This window comes from Sphingopyxis sp. (assembly GCF_050725615.1).
GTDB lineage: Bacteria > Pseudomonadota > Alphaproteobacteria > Sphingomonadales > Sphingomonadaceae > Sphingopyxis.
Map to the genome: position 1 here is coordinate 17,496 of NZ_JBOHHU010000030.1, position 19,848 is coordinate 37,343.

A 19,848-nucleotide genomic window follows, 5' to 3' on the forward strand; every position below is an offset into this window, starting at 1 on the left:
GGAGCAATTTGAAGTAAATATCTTGCAGTATAATATACTACGCTATTGCAACCAAACTGGCACCAATAGCGCGACGTGCATGAAGTTAGATAAGTTGTCCGTCCACGGGTCGATGTTGTCAACAGGCTGGATTTCGACGCGCCGTTGCCGCATCATGGCTGCGGGTCATTGATGGGGAGGGGAATATGCGCGCAATGGCGAAGGCGCTGACCGGGTGTCTGGTCATCCTTTTGGCGGGGTGTAGTTTTCAGGCCACGCTCGACAAGCTGGTCTCATCCGAACGGCAGAAAGAAATCATCGCGATTGCTCAGCGTTTCTGCAGCGATCCCGCGAGCACGGTGAGCCTGCTCCATCCCGAGATCGCCAACTCGGCTGTGGAGGCGGCGCCACTATTACCGCGCGAATGCCCCGAGGGTCCCGCGACCTGGCAGCTTGCCTCCTATAACTGGAAGACCAACGCCACCAACGGGCTGTCCCAGCGGCAGGAAGAAGTGGTCGTTGTCGGCGAGGCCAAGGGCAAATGGACGACCGTATCGCTACGTTTTTATGCCGAGAATGACGCTCCGCTGCAGATCGCCGAATGGAATGTGCTGGGCAGCAAGACCCGGCCCGAGGCGCTCGTCTTCATCGACCAATATGAGGCGGGGGCCAAGACGATGCGTATCGTCCTGCCGCTGCTTTTGCTCGCGATCGGCGGGCTGGTCTTCTGGCTGGTCCGGCGGCACCGCGCCAAAAAGCGTACCGCCGGTCCCGATTTGCCCTAACTACTCTGCGGCTTCGAGTGCCGGCGCTTCGTTCTTGGCAGCGCTCGCCGCGCGGGCGTTGCCAAAGCTGAGGACGCCGTCCTCGATCGCGCCGCTCCGCATGTCGACGCGGTCCTGGATATAATTTTGGTTGAGCCGCCAGGGCAGCGCATCGGCATTCTTCGGCATGATATGCAGCGAGCGCTGGATATAGCCCGACGAGAAGTCGAAGATATTCTCTTCCGTCAGGCTCGCCGGGTCGGCGAGCGCCGGGGTCGCGACGGTGGTGCCGGTCGCGTCCATATGATTGAGCACGCGGCAGACATATTCGGCGACGATATCGGCGCGCAGCGTCCAGCTGGCATTGAGATAGCCGAACACCGCCGAGAAGTTCGGGACGTTCGAGAACATGCACGCCTTGTAATAGAAATGCTCGCTCCAATCGACGAGGTCGCCGTCGACGCGGACCGGGATCTTGCCCGCGACCGCCAGGCTGAGCCCCGTCGCGGTGACGATGATGTCGGCGTCGAGATGCTTGCCCGATTTCAGTTGGATGCCGGTCGCGTCGAAGCGTTCGATATGATCGGTGACGACCGACGCCTTGTCGCGCTTGATCGCCTCGAAGAAGTCGGCGTCGGGGACGAGGCACAGCCGTTGTTCCCACGGATTATAGGGCGGGGTGAAGGCTTCGGCGTCATAGCGGTCGCCGAGGGTCTTCTTGACCTGCTTGGTCAGGAAGTCGCGGACTTTTTCGGGCTTGTTGCGGGCTTTCTGGAAGACGATGTCCTGCATCTTCACATTTTTGAAGCGCGTGATCCGGTAGGCCATTTCCTCGGGCAGGATTTTACGCAGGAAATTGGCGAAACCGTCCTTGGCGGGACGGATCGCGAACCAGGTCGGGGTGCGCTGCAGCATGGTCACATGTGCGGCGCCCGGACCGTTCTTCGGATCGGTCATCGCTGGAACGATCGTCACGGCGGTCGCTCCCGATCCGACCACCACGACCTTCTTGCCGGTGTAGTCGAGGTCCTTCGGCCAGAATTGCGGGTGGATGATCTGGCCCTGGAAATCGTCGCGTCCGGTGAAGTTCGCATCGAAGGGCGAGTCATAATCATAATAGCCGGCGCCAAGGTAGAGCCAGCGCGCGGTCGTGGTCGAGGTCGCGCCATTTTCGTCTTCCAGCGTCGCGGTCCAGCGCGCGGTTGCGCTGTCCCAGTCGGCCCCGACGACCTTTCGGTTGAAACGGATACGCTCGCGAATACCGCGTTCATCGACGATCTGGTTGAGGTAATCGAGAATCGCAGGGCCGTCGGCGATCGACTTTTCATGCTTCCACGGCTCGAAAACGAAGCCCAAAGTGTGCATGTCGCTGTCCGAACGGATGCCGGGATAACGAAACAGGTCCCAGGTGCCGCCCAGATCGGCGCGGCGCTCGACGAGCGTGAAGCTGCGGCCGGGGCTGTATTTCTGGAGATGCGCGGCCATGCCGATGCCCGAAATGCCCGCGCCGACGATCAGCACATCCTGATCAACCGGTGCAGCCGCGGCGCCGTCCGTGCGTTCCATGGTCGCGGTTCCTGCCATGATATCGTCTCCCATTTATCGTTAGGGTGCAGCTTACGCACCGCGTTGCATTTTGCAATGGATTAGACGGGGGTGCGCCGGGGGGGAGGCTAAGCGTCCTTGTCGCTGTCACAATATTGTCATAGGGGCGACACCAGTTTGCAATATGCGGCCGCCGCGCCGCTAAGAGGGAAAGGATCCGACCGACATGCGCCAGATCGCCGTCCTTCCCTATCGGTTTGGCGGGCCGACGCAGGATGGGCCGACCGAAGTGCTGTTGATCACCTCGCGCGAGACGAAGCGCTGGGTGATTCCAAAGGGCAATCCGCTGACCGGCATGTCGCGTCATGCCGCCGCCGCGATCGAGGCGGAAGAAGAGGCGGGTGTGATCGGTGCGGTGTGTCCGACCGCGATCGGCAGCTATCAATATCGCAAGCGCCGCGCCAATGGTGCGTCGGTGCTGCTGGACGTGGAAGTCTTCCCGCTGGCGGTCACCAACGAGCTTTCCGAATGGAAGGAAGAGGGCGAACGCGATCGCCAGTGGTTTCCGTTCCACGCCGCCGCCGCCGCGGTCGAGGAGCCCGATTTGCAGGCGCTGATCCGCTCGTTCGGCGACAGCGGCTTTCGGGCGGCGGCGCGGCCGAGCGGCATGGTGCAGAATGTTGCTGAAAAGACAGGGGTGAGTTGGATGTTCGCATGGTTTCAGCGCTTGCTGCCGCGACAGGGCAATTTTTTCGAATTGTTCGAAAGCCACGCGGCGACGCTGGTGGCCGGGGCCAACGCCCTGTCCCGCCTGTTGCAGGGCGGGCCGGGCATGGCCGATCATATCCAGGAAATCGTTGAGCGTGAACATGACGCCGACGCGATCACCCGCGAAGTGCTGCAAACGGTGCGCCGCACCTTCCTGACCCCGTTCGACCGCAGCGCGATCACCGACCTGATCGCGTCGATGGACGACGCGATCGACGAGATGCAGAAGACGGCGGGGGCGGTCGACCTGTACGATGTCACCGAGTTCGAGCCCGAAATGCGCGACATCGCGGGGATCATCGTCGATGCGGCGCGGCTGACCGCCGAGGCGCTGCCGCTGTTGCGCCAGATCGGCGCCAACGGCCCGCGCCTGCACGAACTGACCGAACGGTTGGTGCGGATGGAGGGCCATGCCGACGAAATCCACGCCGCCGGGCTCAAGCGCCTGTTCCAGGAACATGGTGAGAGCAACACGATCCAGTTCATCATCCGGCGCGAATTGTTCAGCCATCTCGAACGGGTCGTCGACCGCTTCGAGGATGTCGCGAACGAGATCGACGGTCTGGTCATCGACCACGCCTGAGCGGGGGCAAGCGCCATGCACGAACTCGCATTTCCCTTGCTCGTCGGCCTCGTCCTCCTGGCGCTGGCGTTCGACTTCCTCAACGGGCTGCACGACGCGGCGAACAGCATCGCGACCGTCGTCGCGACGCGGTTGCTCAAGCCGGTGCATGCGGTGCTGTTCGCCGCCTTTTTCAACTTCGCCGCCTATTTTCTGTCGGTCGTCTTTCCCGAATTGCACAAGGTCGCCGAAACGATCGGCAAGGGGATCATCGACAAGGACCTGGTGACCCCCGCCGTCGTGTTCGGCGCGCTGGTCGGGGCGATGTTCTGGAATGTCGTGACCTGGCTCAAGGGCATACCGTCGTCGTCGAGCCACGCCCTCGTCGGCGGCATCGTCGGCGCGGGCGTCGCCCATGCGGGCTTCGAGGGCATCGAATGGACCGGGCTCAACAAGACCGTGATCGCGATCTTCCTGTCGCCGCTGCTCGGAATGCTGCTCGCGATGCTGGTGATGCTCGTCAGCAGCTGGGCGCTGCGCCGGGCGACCGCCAAATTCGCCGAAACCACCTTCCGCCGTCTCCATCTTGTTTCGTCGGCCGCCTATTCGATCAGCCATGGGCTGAACGATGCGCAAAAGACGATGGGGATCATCACCGTCCTCCTCTATTCGACCGGCTATCTCGGCGGCGAGTTCCATGTCCCGCATTGGGTGGCGTTCAGCTGCTATATCGCGATCGCGCTTGGCACGCTGTCAGGCGGGTGGAAGATCATCGAGACGATGGGTGGCCGCATCACCAAATTGTCGCACCATCAGGGCTTCGCGGCATCGACCGGCGGATCGATCATGGTGTTCACCGCCAGCCTGCTCGGCATCCCGGTATCGACGACGCACACGATCACCGGCAGCATCATCGGCGCCGGCGTCGCGCGCCGTGCCAGCGCGGTGCGCTGGGGCGTGGCGGGCAATGTCGTCGCGGCATGGTTCATCACCATCCCCGCGAGCGCGCTGGTCGCAGCGGCCTTTTACGGCATCACGCGGCTGTTCTGACCTCAGCGCGCCGGGCGATAGTCGATGCTGGCGATCTGCACCGGCAAATAGAGGCCGTTGGACTACGCGCTTACCATGCCCCCGATGCGATCCATGCCCGACATAGCCCAGGATCGGGCTCAGCAAAGCTCGCGTCTGAATATTCGTATAATGATGATCCTGTGCGACTGGCTGATGGGGCCAGCGAGGCGTTCGCGCGGCCATCGTTGCGCTGGGTCGCTTCTTGTCGTTACAAGGTCGTCCGGCGGCGTTCGCGGTCGGGGCCGTTTGGCGGGAGCATATGATGATGCGTCGGTTTTTTCCTTTTCAGTTGGCAGGATGGCTTGCTTTTTCGTTGGCGGCTCCCGTGCTGGCGCAGCACTCGCTGCCGGAGAATGCCGTGGCCACCAACCTGTCGGACCTGACAAACGATCAACTGCTACAACGCCTGAAAGAGGCCTATGTCGCGAAGGACCCAAGTGCCTGCCGTGACATGATGCCGATGCTTGCAGAGGTGGTGCGACGCAAGTCGTTCGATCCCAGCTATGGCCCGTTCAAGCTGAGGTTCGACCTGCAATGCGCGGTCGACGAAAAGCGGTACGGCGATGCCTATCCGCTGCTCCTGCAAAACGAAAAGGTGAACGGACCCGTGGTGGCTCCGATCGCTGCGGTAATGATTGCGCTGGAGGCCAAGCAATATGACGACGCCGCCGACCGGCTGATCGCCGCAGCCGGACAGCCCGCCAATGCGGGCGGCCTTTCAGACAGTTTCAACAATATCCGTTGGCTCGACGGAAAGTTGGCGGCTGCGGATCGCCATGACCTGGCGTTGTCCCTGAATCGCCGCTTTCTCAAAACGCCCGCCTATCGCACGCTGGCTGAGCGCGACAAAGACTATATCAACGAAACGCTGTTCCGCCGCGAGGTCGAGGCTGGCAATATCGCCGCTGCGCGGCCGTTTCTTGGCAGCATGACCGAACCTTACTGGTACTTTCGCCTGCTGACGGACCGACGTTATGCCGCGTTCTGGCCTGACCTTGAACGCGCGGCAGGGCCGAACATGTCGACGGCTTTTGACGCCAATATTGAAAAGGCCCGATCGGAACTGCGACGCGAACCGAAGAGTAGCGAGAAGCTTTCGGGTCTTGTGACGGCGCTCAACGAGGCCGGGCATTATGAGGAAGTGCTGACCCTGACCGAGAGCTTCGCAGCGCCCGAGACATTGGCGACGCTGGAGGAGTTTCATTTTTGGGCCCTGGACGCACGCGCTAACGCCCTTGACGGGGTGGGGCGCGAGGCAGAGGCCAGCGCCTTGTTCGATGCGATGGCGGCGGTCCCGTTTGATCGCGAGAAAAATGGCTGGCTGGTCAATTTCGTCGCCAATCGTAGCGGGCGCCTTGCGCGGATGGGCGAATGGGAAAAGACGCTGGAGGCATCAGAGCGCGCGGCGTTCGTGGCGAATCAATTTGGCAGTCCTTATGTGCGGCAAATCATCGCCGTCGATCGGGCTTGCGCTCTGGCGGAACTTGGCCGCAACGAGGAGCTTCAGCCGTTGCTGACAAAAATTGATGAAAACCGCGCAGATGATCCGGCGTCGGCAATACAGGCTCTGCAATGTGCCGGTCGCAGCGACCGGGCGGCGGAGATCGTGATCGAGGCGTTGCGCGACCCCGATCTGCGCACCGACATGTTGCGCAATTTGCAAGGCCAGGAATTTACGACGTTTGCCGGCAGAACCGGTGCCGACGACATGTTCCTGCCGCTCAAGAAGCGCGCTGATGTGGCTGCTCTATTCAACGAGGTTGGCCGCGATCTGCCGCCATCGCTGATAACCCCAGCGGGCAAGCGTTGGCTTGCGCAACAGGACGCAGCGGCGCCGCAATCGGGCGGTTAGGCAACCACCCCGAACAAATCATGCTCGTCGGCGTCCTCGATGGCGACATCGACGATGTCGCCGGTCTTGAGGCTCGCCGCGACGTCGCGGAGGTAGACATGGCCGTCGATTTCGGGCGCGTCGGCCTGTGAGCGGCCGGTCGCGCCGACGCTGCCATCCTCGTCAGCTTCGCCGACTTCGTCGATGATCACAGGGAGGGTGCGGCCGATCTTGGCTTCGAGTTTGGCGGCGCTGATCGCGGCGGTTTTGGCCATGATGCGCTGGTAGCGTTCTTCCTTGACCTCTTCGGGAACCTGGTCGTCGAGCGCGTTCGCCTGCGCCCCCGCGACGGGTTCGAAGCGGAAGGCGCCGACGCGGTCGAGCTGGGCTTCGTCGAGCCAGTCGAGGAGATACTGGAAATCGGCTTCGGTCTCGCCCGGGAAGCCGACGACGAAGCTCGAGCGGATCGCGATGTCGGGGGCGATCGCGCGCCAGCTCTTCAGCCGTTCGAGCACCTTCGCTTCATTGGCGGGGCGCTTCATGCGCTTGAGGACGCTCGGGCTTGCGTGCTGGAAGGGGATGTCGAGATAGGGCGTGAGCAAGCCCTCGGCCATCAGCGGGATGACAGCGTCGACATGCGGATAAGGGTAGACATAGTGGAGGCGGACCCAGGGGGTGTTGCCGGCGGGGGTTCGAAGTTGGCTAAGGTGCCGCGCAAGGTCGGTCATGTGGGCGCGCACTTCGGTGCCGTGCCACATACGGCTTTCATGTTTTATATCAACACCATAGGCCGAGGTGTCCTGGCTGATGACCAGCAATTCCTTCGTCCCCGCCGCGACGAGCTTTTCGGCCTCGCGCAACACCGCATCGACGCGCCGCGAGACCAGTTTTCCGCGCAAATCGGGGATGATGCAGAAGGAGCAGCTGTGGTTGCAGCCTTCGGAGATCTTGAGGTAACTATAGTGCCGGGGGGTCAGTTTGAGGCCGCCCTCGGGCACCAGGTCGACGAAGGGCCCCTGCGTCGGCGGCGCGGCTTCGTGAACCGCATCAACGACTTGCTCATATTGGTGCGCGCCGGTGACGGCCAGCACCTTCGGGAAGCGGGCGCGGATCACCTCGGCCTCATTGCCCATGCAGCCGGTGACGATGACGCGGCCATTTTCGGCCATCGCTTCGCCGATCGCCTCGAGGCTTTCTTCCTTGGCGGAGTCGAGGAAGCCGCAGGTGTTGACGAGCACGACGTCGGCGCCGGCATAATCGGGCGACAGGCCATAGCCGTCGGCGCGCAGCTTGGTCAGAATCCGTTCGCTGTCGACGAGCGCTTTCGGACAGCCGAGCGAGACCATGCCGACTTTCGGCTGGGAGGGGAGGGTTTTGGTTGCCATGATTGGCGGCGCCCCTAGTCTATTTTTGCGGGTTTGTCACGCCCGCCAGCGTATCGGCAATGATCCGCCATACCCCGGGATTGATGCCGAGGCCGAGATGGGTGCCGTCGACTTTGATATTGCGCGCCTGCGGGTTGTAGATGTCGACCGCGATATCGGGGCCGACGATGCCGTCGCGGTCGGAATAAAGGACGGTGAGCGGCTGGATGAGGCCCTTGAGGTTGCGCGCGTGAATCTCGCGCTCGATCGCGTCGAAATCGCGCCCGGCGAAGCGCCGGGCGAGCGCGGTATATTTAGGGCCGCCGATGATCGGGGTGCCCATGGTGATGATCTCGCGCACCAGATGCGGATAGGTGCGCGCGGTTTCGCGGGCGATGACGCCGCCGAGGCTCCAGCCGATCAGGGTGAGCGGAGCGCCGTCGGTTTTTGCCCACTCCCCGGCTTGCGCCGCGAAGCGTTCGACGTCGGCGGCGACGCGGCCCTGATTGCGGCCCATGCCCCAGTCGCGGACCCGATAGCCGAGATGGCGCAGATAGGCCTCGAGCGGCCGCATCGACAATTCGCTCGCGCCATAGCAGCACCACCGGGCGTCCGTCGCCGCGCGGCGCGCCGATGAGCCGCCAGCCTGACAGGCCGAAGCGCAGCATGTCGAAGGGCAGGGCGAGTTCGCCGAGCTGGGCCCGGCGGCCGGGCGGCTTCAACCCCGTCGGAAGCGGTATGTCGCGGGGCATCGCCTTCTCCCTGTCATCGACCTATAGCTTGGCGTATCGGCATGGCATTGCAAGCGGATAAGGCGAGGGGTTTCGATATGGCGATAGGCGCGTTTGCGGCGATTTCGGCGGCGATGGCGGTCGCGGCGGGCGCCTTTGGCGCGCATGGCGCGGCGGGCCAGCAGGAGGCCGAGTGGCTGCGCACCGGCGGGATGTACCAGCTGGTCCATGCGGTCGCCGCGCTCGCGATCATGGGCTTTGCGCGGGGGCCGGCGATCCTGCTGCTGGCGGGCGGAGCGATCTTTGCGGTGACGCTCTACGCGATGGCGCTGGGCGCGCCCAAATGGCTGGGGGCGGTGACCCCGATCGGCGGCCTCTTGCTGATCATCGGCTGGCTGTGGGCGGGCTGGCTGTACTGGCGCGCCTGATCGCCTCAATCCCTGCAGGATAGGCTCTAGCCCCCGGCGACGCTCGCTTCGCATTCCTCGCAGCGGATGACCTCGACGACCATGTCGCCCGCCTCGAGGCGCTGGGTCTCGGTTTCCCAGAAGCCATAGGGCTTGCCGCCGCGATAGATGCGCAGCCCGCGTCCGCCGCTGGCGAGCTGGTCGATGCTGCGGCCGATTTCCTCGGCGCTGACCGTGCGTTCGCGCAATTGGACGCGGCCGCCGATGCTGGCGAGATCGGCCATATAGTCGGCGACATGCGCACCCTGCGCCGATCCGGCGAGCAACAGGCCGGTGAAACTGACCGGGTTGATGACATTGTTCGCGCCGGCCTGGCGGGCGAGTAGTTCATTGTCCTGCGCGCGGATCACGACGCTGATCGGCACTTTCGGCGACAGGTGGCGGACGGTGAGGACCATCAGGATCGAGGTGTCGTCGCGTCCGGCCGAGACCAGCACCGCCTGCGCGCGCGCGATATGGACGTCGACCAGCGTGTCGTCGTTCGAGGCGTCGCCCTGCAGCACGTTGCAGCCCGCCGCCTCGGCCTCGGCGATCCGCGACGGCGACTGGTCGATGACGACGATGCAGCCGGGGTCGGTGCCGCGCGCGATCAGTTCCTTGACCGCCTCGCTGCCGCTGACGCCGAAGCCCAGGACGACGATGTGATCGGTGAGCTTTGCCTGGATGCGGGCCATGCGCCATTTTTCCCATGTGCGTTTGAGGACGAAATTATAGGCGGTTCCGACGAAGATGAAGAGCACCGCGATGCGGATCGGGGTGACGATCACCGCCTCGATCAGCCGCGAGCGGTCGGACACCGGGGCGATGTCGCCGAAGCCAGTGGTGGTCACCGAAATCATGGTGAAATAGACGACGTCGAGGAAGCTGATATGGCCGTCGTGGCTGTCCTTCAGCCCGGCGCGGTCGATCCAGTGGACGAGCACGACGATGCCGACCAGAAAGAAGGCGACGCCGAGCCGCGCGATGACGTCGGCCCAGATCGGCCATTTGCTGGCGCGCTTCAGCGGCTGGAAACGATGCTGAAGCCTGAGTTTTTCGGACCGGCGCTGGCTCATCGCGGCGGCAATTGCTTGAGCGGGTCGACCGGAATGCGGTTCTTGCGCAGCTGGAAATGGAGCTGCGGGGTCTGGACCTGCCCGCTGGCGCCGGCGAGACCGATGATGTCGCCCGCCTTCACCGCCTGACCGCGCCGGACGTCGATCTGCTGGGCATGGCCATAGGCGCTGACCCAGCCGCCGCCATGATCGATCAGGATCAGCCCGCCATAGACCGCGATCTGGTCACCGGCATAGGAGACCACGCCGTTGGCGGTCGCGTGGATCGGGGTGCCCGCCGCCGCCGCGATATTGATGCCGTCGCTGACCTTGCCCGGCGCGAGCGGGCCGAATTTGGCGATGACCTTGCCCGGCAGCGGCCAGACGAAACGCCCAGTGAAGGCGGCCGGCGTGGCGATGGCGGCGGTGACCGGTTTGCGCGGCGCGGCCGATGCGGCGGCGGGCGCCTTGTTCGCGGCGAGCGCGGGCTGGCTGCCGGTCGCGATATCGTCGATGTCGAGACTGAAGGCGGCGGCGCGGGTCGCAACGTCGACCTGTTTGGGCGTCAGCGGGCGGGCGTTCGCGGGCAGGCGCAGCCGCTGGCCGACGCGCAAGATATAGGGTTCGGCGAGCGCGTTGATCGTGACGATCTCGCCCCAGTCGGCGCCATAGGCGTGCGCGATGCCGATGCCGGTCTCGCCCGTCGCGACACGGTGATAGAGGCCGGCGGGGATGCGCAGCCGCTGGCCCGGCACGAGCGTGTAGGGGGCGGCGAGGTCGTTCTCCATCGCGATGGCTTCGGAGCCGGCGTGGGTCATCTCGCCGATCGCGCGCAGCGTGTCGCCGGGGCGGACGGTATACAGGCTTGCGGGCACCTCGCGGGCGTTGGTCGCGACGGGTTGCAGGACCCAGGTCGGTTTGCTGTCGCCGCCTGAGACATCGTCATAGGCGAGGCTGTTGTTCGATGCGGTCGGCGGCGGTGGCGCCGCCGTGATCGGCGGAGCGGCCCTTGGCGGCGGCGCTGATGCGGGAATGCAGGCGGCGAGCGGCGCCGACAGCAACAGGATCGAAAAAATGCGACGGCGGTCCCCCATGATCCTTCTTTGCCAAAGCCTTGGCGGATTGACCAGCGTTGAGGTTGCGACGGGGAGGGTGGGGTGGAGAAGGGTTCCCGAGCATGACGGGTTCGGGGTGGGAAGCAGACGTTATGTTGCGGACAGGACAGCTTCCCCTGAACCGCTCGTAACGACTGCTTCGAGTTGCTCGCGAAAGCGATCGAGATCGCCGTAGGTCGCGTGGAACTGCGACTGGCACTTGTTCCAATCGCTACCGAAATCCTGCAACGCAACCTGCACTGATAGCGCGCCAACCGAGTTGATCGGCTCGATACGCAATGAAACGCATCCATCGTACCAGCGCTCATCAATAGGATTGGCCGCTGTGATGGGATAAGTCTCCAAGGCCGTTAGCAGATTGTCAAACTCGCTTGGCGGGCACCAATAAGAGCAGGTGCCTTTGAAATCGCCCGTGTCGAGGGCCGTAACCAGTCGCGATTCACCATAATCATCGACTTCAAACGAGAGCGAGAATGTATTCATCTCCACACGTTGCCCATAATCGATTTCGTCCGCAACCGGTCGCTTGCTGACGCGCTGCCAGTGCCGTGTCGACAGGTCCGGCTATTTGTTTCACGCAAAGGCGCAAAGGCACGAAGAAGTAGCGCTGGCCGCGAAGCGGCTTCCTCCCTTAACGCTGCCGCATGATGCACCGATGATGGAAAGGCGACCTTGCGGCCGCGGGCCAGCCTCTTTGTGCCTTTGCGCCTTTGCGTGAAATCTATCTCGCCGACGTTGCGGAGCGGAACCCCGGATCAGGTCCGGGGTGACGCAGAAGGAATGCCCGCTTCCGCCCGAAAGCGGCCGCTGCCAGGCCGCGAGCCTCTTCAGACCGGCGGCGCGTCCGACACCGTCATCGCCTGACCCGGAAAGGGCACGACCAATCCGCGCGCGTCCTTCCAGTCGGCGGTCAGCCAGCGTTCCTGCGCTTCGGCGGGCAGGATCAGCGGCATCGCGCCGCTGTGATGGTGCGCGACCAGCCGGTTGGGGTCGGTCGTCAGCATCGCGAAGGTCGGGACTTCGTCGGCGAAGCGGACAATGCCCGCGATGGCGAAGATCGGCTGGTCGGCGACTGCGAACCAGTGCTGACGCCGCGCGCCTTCGGCCCCCGACCATAAGGCAAAGCTGGTCGCGGGGATCAGGCAGCGAAATTCGGTGTGGCGCAGCGTGCCGATCCAGAAGGGGCTGTCGAGGTTGCGCACGCTGGTGATCGGGTCGGTGCCGCGCGGCGGCGGGGGGACGCCCCAGAACATCGGTCCGATACGGCGCATACGCGATTTCGCATCGCGGGTGACGATCGGGGCGGGGCGGCCGGGGGCGGCATAGCCGCCGGCCCATGGGTCCTTGCCCGCCTGCGCACCGAAATGCGCCGCGATGTCGGCGGCGGGGGCGTCGAGGCGGTAGAGGCGGGTCATGGCCTAAATGCCAATGCCCATCGGTTCCGTTCGTGTCGAGCGAAGTCGAGACACCCATAGCAAGCGCACGACTTCGGCGTGTCTCGACTTCGCTCGACACGAACGGGATTTGAGGGTGGCTTGCACCCTCGACGCGATATTAGCCGTAAGCCGCCCGCAACGCCGCCAGCGATGCGTCGTGGGTGAGGTCGAGCTGGAGCGGGGTGACCGCGATGTAATTGTCGTCGATCGCTTCGAGGTCGCTGTCATGGCCCGGCGAATGTTCGATGCCGTGCAGCCCGAACCAATAATAGCGATAGCCGCGCGGATCGGTGCCCTCGACGATCGAGCCGCGGCCATAGTCGTGGAAGCCCTGGCGCGTCACCCGGATGCCGCGCACCTCTTCGGCGGGCAGCGCGGGGAAATTGACGTTGATCATCGTGCGCGGCGCCATGTCCATGGTGAGCAGCGGGCGCAGCACTTTCGCGCCCCAGGCTTCGGCGGCGCCGAAGGGGACGCTGTCGCCCATGCCTTCCTTGGCATAGACCTGGCTCAGCGCGATCGAGCGGATGCCTGCGAGCGCGCCCTCGATCGCGGCGGAGACGGTGCCCGAATAGGTCACATCGTCGCCGAGATTGGCGCCGCGGTTGACCCCCGAGAGGATCAGGTCGGGCTTTTCGGGCATCAGCTTGCCGATCGCCATCATCACCGAATCGGTCGGGGTGCCGGTGCACGACCAGCGACGCTCGGCATGCTGGCGGACGCGCACGGGGCGCGAGAGGGTGAGCGAATGGCCGGCGCCCGACTGTTCCTCGGCGGGGGCGCAGACCCAGATGTCGTCACTGAGCTGGCGCGCGATCGCTTCGAGGACCGCGAAGCCGGGGGCGTGATAGCCGTCGTCGTTGGTGAGGAGGATGCGCACGTTTCTGTTCTTTCTCTCTTCGTCACCCCGGGCTTGATCCGGGGTCCCGCTGGTCGACGCCGCTGAGCGGGACCCCGGGTCAAGTCTAACGAGCCACGTGTCTCGTTAGAGGGTGACGGGTTTTCAGGTGGCCGGTTCCAGCTTCGTAATCCCGCTCATATAGGGCAGCAGCGCATCGGGAATTGTGACGCTGCCGTCGGCCTGCTGGTAATTTTCGAGGATCGCGACCAGCGTGCGGCCGACCGCGAGGCCCGAGCCGTTGAGCGTATGGACGAACTCGTTACCCTTCACGCCGTCGCGGCGGAAGCGGGTGTTCATGCGCCGGGCCTGGAAATCGCCGCAGTTCGAGCAGCTCGAAATCTCGCGATAGCTGTGCTGCCCGGGCAGCCAGACTTCGAGGTCATAGGTCTTGCGTGCGGCGAAACCCATGTCGCCCGCGCAGAGCAGCATCTTGCGATAGGGCAGGCCGAGCCCTTCGAGGATCAGCTCGGCGGCGCGGGTCTTGCGTTCGAGTTCGGCGTCCGAATCCTCGGGGCGGACGATCGAGACGAGCTCGACCTTCCAGAACTGGTGCTGGCGGATATAGCCGCGCGTGTCGCGCCCCGCCGAACCCGCCTCCGAGCGGAAGCAGGGGGTGAGGGCGGTCATGCGGACGGGGAGGTCGGCCTCGGGCAGAATCTCTTCGCGCACCGCATTGGTCAGGCTCATTTCCGAGGTCGAGATCAGCCAGCGGCCGTCGGTGGTCTGGAACAGATCCTCGCGGAACTTGGGAAGCTGCGTCGTGCCGAATGCCGCCTCGTCGCGGACCATCAGCGGGGTGGCGCATTCGGTATAGCCCTGCTCGATCGTCTGGCGGTCGATCATATATTGGCCGAGCGCGCGTTCGAGGCGCGCCATCTGGCCGCGCAGGAAGGCGAAGCGGGCGCCGGACATCTTCGCCGCAGTCTCGAAATCGAGGCCGAGCGCGGGGGCGAAGTCGGCATGTTCCTGCGGCTTGAAATCGAAGCTGCGCGGCGTGCCCCAGCGGGAGATTTCGACATTGCCGTCCTCGTCCTCACCCTCGGGGACGTCGGCGGCGGGGAGGTTGGGGAGCGCCGCGAGCCTGTCCTGCAGCGCGGCGAGCTGCTCGCGTTCGGCTTCTTCCTGCGCGGGCAGCGCGGTCTTGAGGCCCGCGACCTCGGCCTTCAGCGCCTCGGCTTTGTCCTTGTCGCCCTGCGCCATCGCCTGGCCGATCAGCTTCGATGCTTCGTTGCGGCGCGCGAGCGCGGCCTGCATGCCGGTCTGGAGCGCGCGCAGCGACGCATCCATCGCCAGGATTTCGGCGGACAGGGGCTCGATGCCGCGGCGCGCGAGGCCGGCGTCGAAGGCTTGCGGGTTGTCCCGGATCAGGCGGATGTCGTGCATGGGCGCGCTATGGCGTTGCCCTTCGCGTGGCGCAAGCCCGAGCTTGTCCTACGCGGGCGTCTCGAGCAGCGCCGCGAGCTGGCCCAGCACGGTGCCCCACCCCTCCCGAAAGCCCATCGCTTCATGCTTCGTGCTGTCTTCGGGGCTGCGGTGCAGGACGCGCGAGGTGTAGAGCGTGCCGCCGTCCTGCGCCTCGAAGGTCAGGATCGCGGTGAGCGCGAGCCAGGGTTCGACGGGCTGCCAGCCTTCGCGAAGCACGGTGGTCCAGACGAGGCGTTCGTTCGGCACCGCTTCGAGCACACAGGCTTCGACATGCGGCTGCCAGGCGCCGTCGCCCTCGCGCATCCGCGTTTCGAACCCGCCGCCGGGGCGGAGGTCGAGCTTGACCACGTCGCACGCGATCGGCGACGGGATCCACCAGCGCGCGAGCTTGGCGGGGTCGCTCCACGCGTCCCACACCGCCGCCGGCGGGGCGGCGATGAAGCGGGCGATCGAAAGCTCGGACGGACTGGGCATGATCATTCCTTCCCGGGGGGCTGCGATTCGACGAGGTCGGCGAGGCGGTCGGCGCGGCCCTGCCAGATCGCGCGTTGGTCGGCGAGCCAGCTTTCGGCGCCGGCAAGACGGTCGGCGTCGATGTGACAGGTGCGCACGCGGCCGCGCTTTTCGGAGCGGATCAGCCCCGCCCCCTCGAGCACCGCGAGATGCTTCAGAAAGGCGGGCAGGCCCATCGTGAAGGGGCCAGCCAGCGCCTTCACCGGCGCTGCGCCGTGCAGCAGGCGGCCGATCACCGCGCGCCGGGTCGGATCGGCGAGCGCGTGGAAGACGGTGTCGAGGGGCGTTTGTTGGTTCACCATATGGCGAACTATGGGGGATAGTTTCCCGGATGGCAAGCTATTTTGGCGGCGCATAGAAAAAGGGCCACCCTTTGGGGGTGGCCCTGAATTGGTGGTCGGGAGAGGCCCCCGACCTCCAGTGGATTCATGCGGCGTCCTGTTCCTGGCCGTTGCCGTTCGCGGCGCGGCGGCGCGCGACGAGCGCGGCGGCGGCGGCGCCGAAGAGCAGGAGCATCGGCGGCGCCGGAACGGGGGTCGGGGTGCCCGACGAACCACCGCTGCTGGTGCTGCCGCCCGAGCTCGACGACGAGGACGAGCTCGACGAGCTGCTGCTGCTCGACGAAGAGGAACTGGTGCTGCCGGTCGAACCGAAGCTGCTGCTGCCACCGGTCGCGCCCGACGAGGTCGCGCCCGACGAGGTCGCGCCCGACGATCCGCCCGAAGAGCTGCTGCTCGACGATGAGGACGACGAAGAGCTGGACGACGAGGAACTGCTGCTGCCGCCCGAGGACGAGCTGCTGCTGCCACCCGAACTGCCCGAGCTGCCGTTCGAGCCGCCCGAGCTGCCGTGCGACGAACCGCCCCAACCCGAGCTGCCATGCGACGAACCGCCCTTCGACGAGCTGCCGCCGCCGTAGGAGGAGCCGCCGTGCGAGCTGCCGCCCTTGGACGAACTGCCGCCGCCCGACGACGAGGAGCTCGACGACGAGGAGGAAGAGGAGGAACTCGACGACGAACTGCTGCTCGACGAGGAGGTCGAGACATTGCCCGACGAGGTGCTGACGTTACCCGAAGAGGTGCTGACATTGCCCGACGAGGTCGAGACGCCGCCGGTCGAGGTCGACACGCCGCCGGTCGAGGTGCTGACGCTGCCCGTCGAGGTCGATACGCCGCTCGAGGTCGAGACGCTGCCGGTCGAGGTCGACACACCGCCGGTCGAGGTCGAGGTGCTGACGCCGCCGGTCGAGGTCGACACGCCGCCTGAGGTGCTGCTCGACGTGGTGCTGAGGCCGCCGGTGGTCGTCGAGGTGACGACGATGCTGCCGCTGCTGCCGCCGCCGCTGCTGCCGCCAAAGAAGCCGCCGAAGAAGCCGCCGCCGAACCCGCCGCCAAAGCCGCCGCCGACCACGGTGACGCCGCCGCCGCCACCGCCGCCTTCCCAACCACCGCGCTGCGGGAAGGGGGCATAGGGGATCGGGGGCAGGGGGATCGTCTGGGTGACGACTTGGGTCTGCGGCGTCGCGGTGCGAATGATGCGCTTCGTCGTGACGACGCGGCGGATGCGCTTGACCGGCCGCTTGGCCGCATGGCGTTTGCGCACGACGGGCTTCCGGGTGCAGGGCGAGCAGGGCTTCGCTTTCTGCACATGCGCGGCCGCCGGCACGTCGCTGATCTGCATCGCGCCGGTCCCGATGATCGCACCGCCGCAGGTGCAGGCGCAAAGCTTGGCGAGGGCCATTCGGACAGACATAGGTTTCTCTCTCTTTTCCCGTTGCTGGTGGGAAGGCGCCACACCCCGGCACCCGCTTGCACCTCTTGCTATGGCTAAAAGGCCAAAGCTTTGTGAACGCCGCAATTGTGTTAACCGCGTTTGCCTGTCCGACAGCGGGAAAAGGAGGAGGGAATCAACACCCGTCGGGACCACTGTCCCAAAACGGAACGGAAATGGGAGCGATTCCCTGCCGTTGGTTAATCCGGGTGCCCAAAAGGCGTCTTCACACCCACCTCGCGAGCGGAGGAGAATCACCCCGCCGAGGCCTGTGGTTCAGCCCCGCTTCACGCGGCGAACTCTATCCGCCGCTTCGGCGCTTGTATCGCATCCAACGGCTGGTTATAGGCGCGCCCACTCCCCCGGTCCGCCACGCCCGGCGGTTCGCGAGACGAAAGGACGTTAGAGCCCGTCATGCCGACACAGACCGCCGACATTGGTGCCGACGCGCTCCGCGAAGCCAAATCCAACCTCGATTCGGATTACATCCCCAGCGACGACGAAGCGTTTATGAACGAGCGGCAGCAGGATTATTTCCGCGGCCTTTTGACGGCGTGGAAAAAATCGATCCTGTCCGAATCCGAATCGACGCTGGCACATCTGCAGGATGGCCCGCTGCGCGAGCCCGACCTGGCCGACCGCGCGTCGAGCGAAACCGACTGGGCGATCGAACTGAGAACCCGCGATCGCCAGCGCAAGCTGATCGCCAAGATCGACGCCGCGATCCGCCGGCTCGACGAGGGCGAATATGGCTATTGCGCGGTCACCGGCGAACCGATTTCGCTCGCCCGGCTGCAGGCGCGCCCGATCGCGACGATGACGCTCGAGGCGCAGGAGCGCCACGAACGCAACGAACGCATTTCGCGCGAAGACTGATCCCACACCGCAAAACTTGCTCCAGAGCGGGACGGCTTCGCGGCATTTACGTTTCGGCAATGGCTGCACCCTAGATTCGCGATCCTGATATTTAACGCGGAGAACGGGTCGCAATGGAATCGCGCGTGCCAACATCGGTGGACGAAGAGGTGGCGGCGCTGTCGCGCGGCGCCGATCGCGACAGCCTGTTCATGCAGGCCGATGTGACGATCGACGGCCGCCCGGCGCCGGTGACGGTTCGGGTGCGCAACCTGTCGGCGGGCGGGATGCTCGCCGAAAGTCCGGTGTCGGTCGTGCAGGGCGCGACGGTCGAGGTCGAACTGCGCAACGTCGGCGCGGTACCCGGGCGCATCGTATGGACGGGCGAGAAGAAATTCGGGATCGCGTTCGACCGCGCGATCAACCCACAGGCGGTCCGCCGCGACGTCGCACCGCAAAAGGAAGAAGTTCCGCCGACGCTGGCCGGGCTGCGCCTGAACAAGGGGCGGCCGCCGATCCGTCCGCGCTGACCCGTTCCGCTTTGGGAAGGAGCAGCGGGCGATCAGCGGCCTGACTTGCAGGACCCTCGGGCCCCGTCTTGATCGTCAGCCGTTCGCGAACAGCTCTTCCTTGATTTTCAGTTTCTGCTTTTTCATCTGCGCCAGCAGGGCCACATCGGGGGCCGGTCGCCGTTCTTCATTCGCAATTTTCGCATCGAGGTCCGCGTGGCGGGACTTCAGGGCGGAAAGGTGCGACATGTTCATCGGCCAGTCTCCTTCTTTTTCGACTCGGTTGGCAGGGGGAGTAAAACATGGATCGCAGCGATTGTGGAGCGGTTAACGCGGCGATTCGCCCAGCCGGTCCCCGTTGCGGACCAATTGTGATTCTGGCAGGAGGCGGGGCGTGAACCCCGAAGACATCAGCCAGCGCCTCGAACTCCTGCGTATCGAGCATCGCGATCTCGATGCCGCGATCGTGGCGCTCGGCGTGACGGTGGTGCCCGACCAGTTGCAACTGGCTCGACTCAAAAAGAAAAAGCTGCGTCTGCGCGACGAGATCGCCTGGTGCGAGGATCAACTGATCCCCGACATCATCGCCTGAGCGCGAAACCGCGCCGACTCAAAACGGGACGGCGCGGGATACCGAAATGATGGTTAGCATCGTTGCTACGACGCGGGTCGTCATGGCATCTGCTATGGCATGACGACGGGGCTTTCAGATTTGGCCAGGTTCGACCTGCCGGTGCAGCGCGCCCAGGTCGAAAATCTCTATGTCGAGGCGATGGTGCTCGCCGACGAGGCGCATACCGCCTTTGCCGCCGCCCGCGACCTGGGCGTGGTCGGCATCGGGGGCGCTCGCGACAGCCTGCTCCAGATCGGCCTTGCCTGCGAATCGCTCAAGACGACGACGCGGCTGATGCACATCATCGCCTGGCTGCTCCACCGCCGCGCGATGATCGCGGGCGACTCCGGCGCCGGACCGGGCGACAGCGCGGCGCGGATCGGCGAACCTGTCGCCGCCGACTGGGCGCTGTGCATCCAGTTCGATTCGCCCGTGCGCCGGATCATCGCCGCGAGCGAGCGGCTGTTCGAACGCATCGCGGCGATCGAGGCCGGATGGGATGCGCCGGTTGCGGCGACGCCGGTGCAGGCGATGCTGGCGCGGCTGGAGGCGCGGCTTTGAACGGCGGCTGATAGGATGGCGGTTTTGGGGTGGA

The 19,848-nt window shown here is 65.2% G+C and carries 23 protein-coding genes; 11 read left to right on the plus strand and 12 right to left on the minus strand.

All coding sequences use genetic code 11. The features are described 5' to 3' along the window. Positions 1-185 precede the first annotated feature (185 nt). On the plus strand, positions 186-764 hold the full coding sequence (locus ACREB7_RS09045) for a hypothetical protein (protein ID WP_431591941.1): 579 nt from the start codon (positions 186-188) through the stop codon (positions 762-764). On the opposite strand, the gene ACREB7_RS09050 is transcribed toward ACREB7_RS09045, so the two are convergent. After that, a complete protein-coding gene (locus ACREB7_RS09050) occupies positions 765-2,309 on the minus strand; it encodes a flavin-containing monooxygenase (RefSeq protein WP_431591942.1) in 1,545 nt (514 codons plus the stop codon). A gap of 205 nt (positions 2,310-2,514) precedes the next feature. Here ACREB7_RS09050 and ACREB7_RS09055 point away from each other — a divergent pair, with 205 nt between their 5' ends. The 3 genes from ACREB7_RS09055 (at position 2,515) to ACREB7_RS09065 (ending at position 6,541) form a co-directional block, all read left to right on the plus strand. Continuing rightward, on the plus strand, positions 2,515-3,639 hold the full coding sequence (locus tag ACREB7_RS09055) for a DUF47 family protein (protein WP_431591943.1): 1,125 nt from the start codon (positions 2,515-2,517) through the stop codon (positions 3,637-3,639). A gap of 15 nt (positions 3,640-3,654) precedes the next feature. After that, on the plus strand, positions 3,655-4,668 hold the full coding sequence (locus tag ACREB7_RS09060; RefSeq protein WP_431591944.1) for an inorganic phosphate transporter: 1,014 nt from the start codon (positions 3,655-3,657) through the stop codon (positions 4,666-4,668). Positions 4,669-4,948: 280 nt separating this feature from the next. Further along, complete coding sequence (locus ACREB7_RS09065; protein ID WP_431591945.1) at positions 4,949-6,541, plus strand: hypothetical protein; 1,593 nt, start codon at positions 4,949-4,951, stop codon at positions 6,539-6,541. Here ACREB7_RS09065 and rimO read toward each other — a convergent pair. Further along, positions 6,538-7,905, minus strand: a complete 1,368-nt coding sequence (rimO, locus tag ACREB7_RS09070; protein ID WP_431591946.1) for a 30S ribosomal protein S12 methylthiotransferase RimO — start codon at positions 7,903-7,905, stop codon at positions 6,538-6,540. The two genes, ACREB7_RS09065 and rimO, sit on opposite strands and share 4 nt — an antisense overlap. Positions 7,906-7,924: 19 nt before the next feature. Next, positions 7,925-8,458, minus strand: coding sequence for an esterase/lipase family protein (locus ACREB7_RS09075; RefSeq protein WP_431591947.1), 534 nt, complete (start codon positions 8,456-8,458; stop codon positions 7,925-7,927). Between the two features lie 255 nt (positions 8,459-8,713). Here ACREB7_RS09075 and ACREB7_RS09080 point away from each other — a divergent pair, with 255 nt between their 5' ends. Then, a complete protein-coding gene (locus tag ACREB7_RS09080) occupies positions 8,714-9,043 on the plus strand; it encodes a DUF423 domain-containing protein (protein WP_431591948.1) in 330 nt (109 codons plus the stop codon). Positions 9,044-9,069: 26 nt separating this feature from the next. Here the strand turns inward: ACREB7_RS09080 and ACREB7_RS09085 are convergent, their stop codons facing one another. The 8 genes from ACREB7_RS09085 to ACREB7_RS09120 form a co-directional block, all read right to left on the minus strand. Continuing rightward, positions 9,070-10,137 (minus strand): potassium channel family protein, encoded by a 1,068-nt coding sequence (locus ACREB7_RS09085; protein WP_431591949.1) that lies wholly within the window; start codon positions 10,135-10,137, stop codon positions 9,070-9,072. Further along, a complete protein-coding gene (locus ACREB7_RS09090) occupies positions 10,134-11,210 on the minus strand; it encodes a peptidoglycan DD-metalloendopeptidase family protein (protein WP_431591950.1) in 1,077 nt (358 codons plus the stop codon). The genes ACREB7_RS09085 and ACREB7_RS09090 overlap by 4 nt, the downstream gene beginning before the upstream one ends. A gap of 111 nt (positions 11,211-11,321) precedes the next feature. Further along, positions 11,322-11,714, minus strand: coding sequence for a hypothetical protein (locus tag ACREB7_RS09095; protein WP_431591951.1), 393 nt, complete (start codon positions 11,712-11,714; stop codon positions 11,322-11,324). 344 nt (positions 11,715-12,058) lie between these two features. Next, positions 12,059-12,646 (minus strand): SOS response-associated peptidase, encoded by a 588-nt coding sequence (locus ACREB7_RS09100; RefSeq protein WP_431591952.1) that lies wholly within the window; start codon positions 12,644-12,646, stop codon positions 12,059-12,061. Between the two features lie 139 nt (positions 12,647-12,785). Then, positions 12,786-13,547: a 5'/3'-nucleotidase SurE gene (surE, locus tag ACREB7_RS09105; RefSeq protein ID WP_431591953.1), complete on the minus strand. Its 762-nt coding sequence runs from the start codon at positions 13,545-13,547 to the stop codon at positions 12,786-12,788. A 123-nt stretch (positions 13,548-13,670) separates the two neighbouring features. After that, positions 13,671-14,951, minus strand: a complete 1,281-nt coding sequence (gene serS, locus ACREB7_RS09110; protein WP_431591954.1) for a serine--tRNA ligase — start codon at positions 14,949-14,951, stop codon at positions 13,671-13,673. A gap of 48 nt (positions 14,952-14,999) precedes the next feature. After that, positions 15,000-15,467, minus strand: coding sequence for an SRPBCC domain-containing protein (locus ACREB7_RS09115; RefSeq protein ID WP_431591955.1), 468 nt, complete (start codon positions 15,465-15,467; stop codon positions 15,000-15,002). 2 nt (positions 15,468-15,469) lie between these two features. Then, positions 15,470-15,808 (minus strand): ArsR/SmtB family transcription factor, encoded by a 339-nt coding sequence (locus ACREB7_RS09120; RefSeq protein WP_431591956.1) that lies wholly within the window; start codon positions 15,806-15,808, stop codon positions 15,470-15,472. Between the two features lie 239 nt (positions 15,809-16,047). Here ACREB7_RS09120 and ACREB7_RS09125 point away from each other — a divergent pair, with 239 nt between their 5' ends. From ACREB7_RS09125 to ACREB7_RS09140, 4 genes are all read left to right on the plus strand, one after another. Continuing rightward, complete coding sequence (locus ACREB7_RS09125; protein ID WP_431591957.1) at positions 16,048-16,425, plus strand: hypothetical protein; 378 nt, start codon at positions 16,048-16,050, stop codon at positions 16,423-16,425. 27 nt (positions 16,426-16,452) lie between these two features. After that, positions 16,453-16,977: a hypothetical protein gene (locus ACREB7_RS09130; protein WP_431591958.1), complete on the plus strand. Its 525-nt coding sequence runs from the start codon at positions 16,453-16,455 to the stop codon at positions 16,975-16,977. A 713-nt stretch (positions 16,978-17,690) separates the two neighbouring features. Next, positions 17,691-18,152: an RNA polymerase-binding protein DksA gene (dksA, locus tag ACREB7_RS09135; RefSeq protein WP_431591959.1), complete on the plus strand. Its 462-nt coding sequence runs from the start codon at positions 17,691-17,693 to the stop codon at positions 18,150-18,152. A gap of 125 nt (positions 18,153-18,277) precedes the next feature. Then, positions 18,278-18,661: a PilZ domain-containing protein gene (locus tag ACREB7_RS09140; RefSeq protein ID WP_431591960.1), complete on the plus strand. Its 384-nt coding sequence runs from the start codon at positions 18,278-18,280 to the stop codon at positions 18,659-18,661. 75 nt (positions 18,662-18,736) lie between these two features. Here the strand turns inward: ACREB7_RS09140 and ACREB7_RS09145 are convergent, their stop codons facing one another. Then, the gene (locus tag ACREB7_RS09145; protein WP_431591961.1) at positions 18,737-18,895 is read right to left on the minus strand and encodes a YdcH family protein; all 159 of its coding nucleotides are present in this window, start codon (positions 18,893-18,895) and stop codon (positions 18,737-18,739) included. Positions 18,896-19,034: 139 nt separating this feature from the next. Between ACREB7_RS09145 and ACREB7_RS09150 the strand changes: the two genes are divergently transcribed. Then, positions 19,035-19,232, plus strand: a complete 198-nt coding sequence (locus ACREB7_RS09150) for a YdcH family protein (RefSeq protein ID WP_431591962.1) — start codon at positions 19,035-19,037, stop codon at positions 19,230-19,232. 120 nt (positions 19,233-19,352) lie between these two features. After that, complete coding sequence (locus ACREB7_RS09155; protein ID WP_431591963.1) at positions 19,353-19,814, plus strand: DUF1465 family protein; 462 nt, start codon at positions 19,353-19,355, stop codon at positions 19,812-19,814. The last annotated feature ends 34 nt before the right edge of the window (positions 19,815-19,848 follow it).

Coding starts and splice junctions, on each gene's coding strand:
- rimO (WP_431591946.1), bottom strand. CDS start 7,905: ATGGCAACCAAAACCCTCCCCTCCCAGCCGAAAGTCGGCATGGTCTCG.
- ACREB7_RS09080 (WP_431591948.1), top strand. CDS start 8,714: ATGGCGATAGGCGCGTTTGCGGCGATTTCGGCGGCGATGGCGGTCGCG.
- ACREB7_RS09120 (WP_431591956.1), bottom strand. CDS start 15,808: ATGGTGAACCAACAAACGCCCCTCGACACCGTCTTCCACGCGCTCGCC.
- ACREB7_RS09095 (WP_431591951.1), bottom strand. CDS start 11,714: ATGAATACATTCTCGCTCTCGTTTGAAGTCGATGATTATGGTGAATCG.
- ACREB7_RS09085 (WP_431591949.1), bottom strand. CDS start 10,137: ATGAGCCAGCGCCGGTCCGAAAAACTCAGGCTTCAGCATCGTTTCCAG.
- ACREB7_RS09065 (WP_431591945.1), top strand. CDS start 4,949: ATGATGATGCGTCGGTTTTTTCCTTTTCAGTTGGCAGGATGGCTTGCT.
- serS (WP_431591954.1), bottom strand. CDS start 14,951: ATGCACGACATCCGCCTGATCCGGGACAACCCGCAAGCCTTCGACGCC.
- ACREB7_RS09045 (WP_431591941.1), top strand. CDS start 186: ATGCGCGCAATGGCGAAGGCGCTGACCGGGTGTCTGGTCATCCTTTTG.
- ACREB7_RS09060 (WP_431591944.1), top strand. CDS start 3,655: ATGCACGAACTCGCATTTCCCTTGCTCGTCGGCCTCGTCCTCCTGGCG.
- ACREB7_RS09075 (WP_431591947.1), bottom strand. CDS start 8,458: ATGCGGCCGCTCGAGGCCTATCTGCGCCATCTCGGCTATCGGGTCCGC.
- ACREB7_RS09115 (WP_431591955.1), bottom strand. CDS start 15,467: ATGCCCAGTCCGTCCGAGCTTTCGATCGCCCGCTTCATCGCCGCCCCG.
- ACREB7_RS09145 (WP_431591961.1), bottom strand. CDS start 18,895: ATGAACATGTCGCACCTTTCCGCCCTGAAGTCCCGCCACGCGGACCTC.
- ACREB7_RS09050 (WP_431591942.1), bottom strand. CDS start 2,309: ATGGAACGCACGGACGGCGCCGCGGCTGCACCGGTTGATCAGGATGTG.
- ACREB7_RS09055 (WP_431591943.1), top strand. CDS start 2,515: ATGCGCCAGATCGCCGTCCTTCCCTATCGGTTTGGCGGGCCGACGCAG.
- ACREB7_RS09090 (WP_431591950.1), bottom strand. CDS start 11,210: ATGGGGGACCGCCGTCGCATTTTTTCGATCCTGTTGCTGTCGGCGCCG.
- ACREB7_RS09100 (WP_431591952.1), bottom strand. CDS start 12,646: ATGACCCGCCTCTACCGCCTCGACGCCCCCGCCGCCGACATCGCGGCG.
- dksA (WP_431591959.1), top strand. CDS start 17,691: ATGCCGACACAGACCGCCGACATTGGTGCCGACGCGCTCCGCGAAGCC.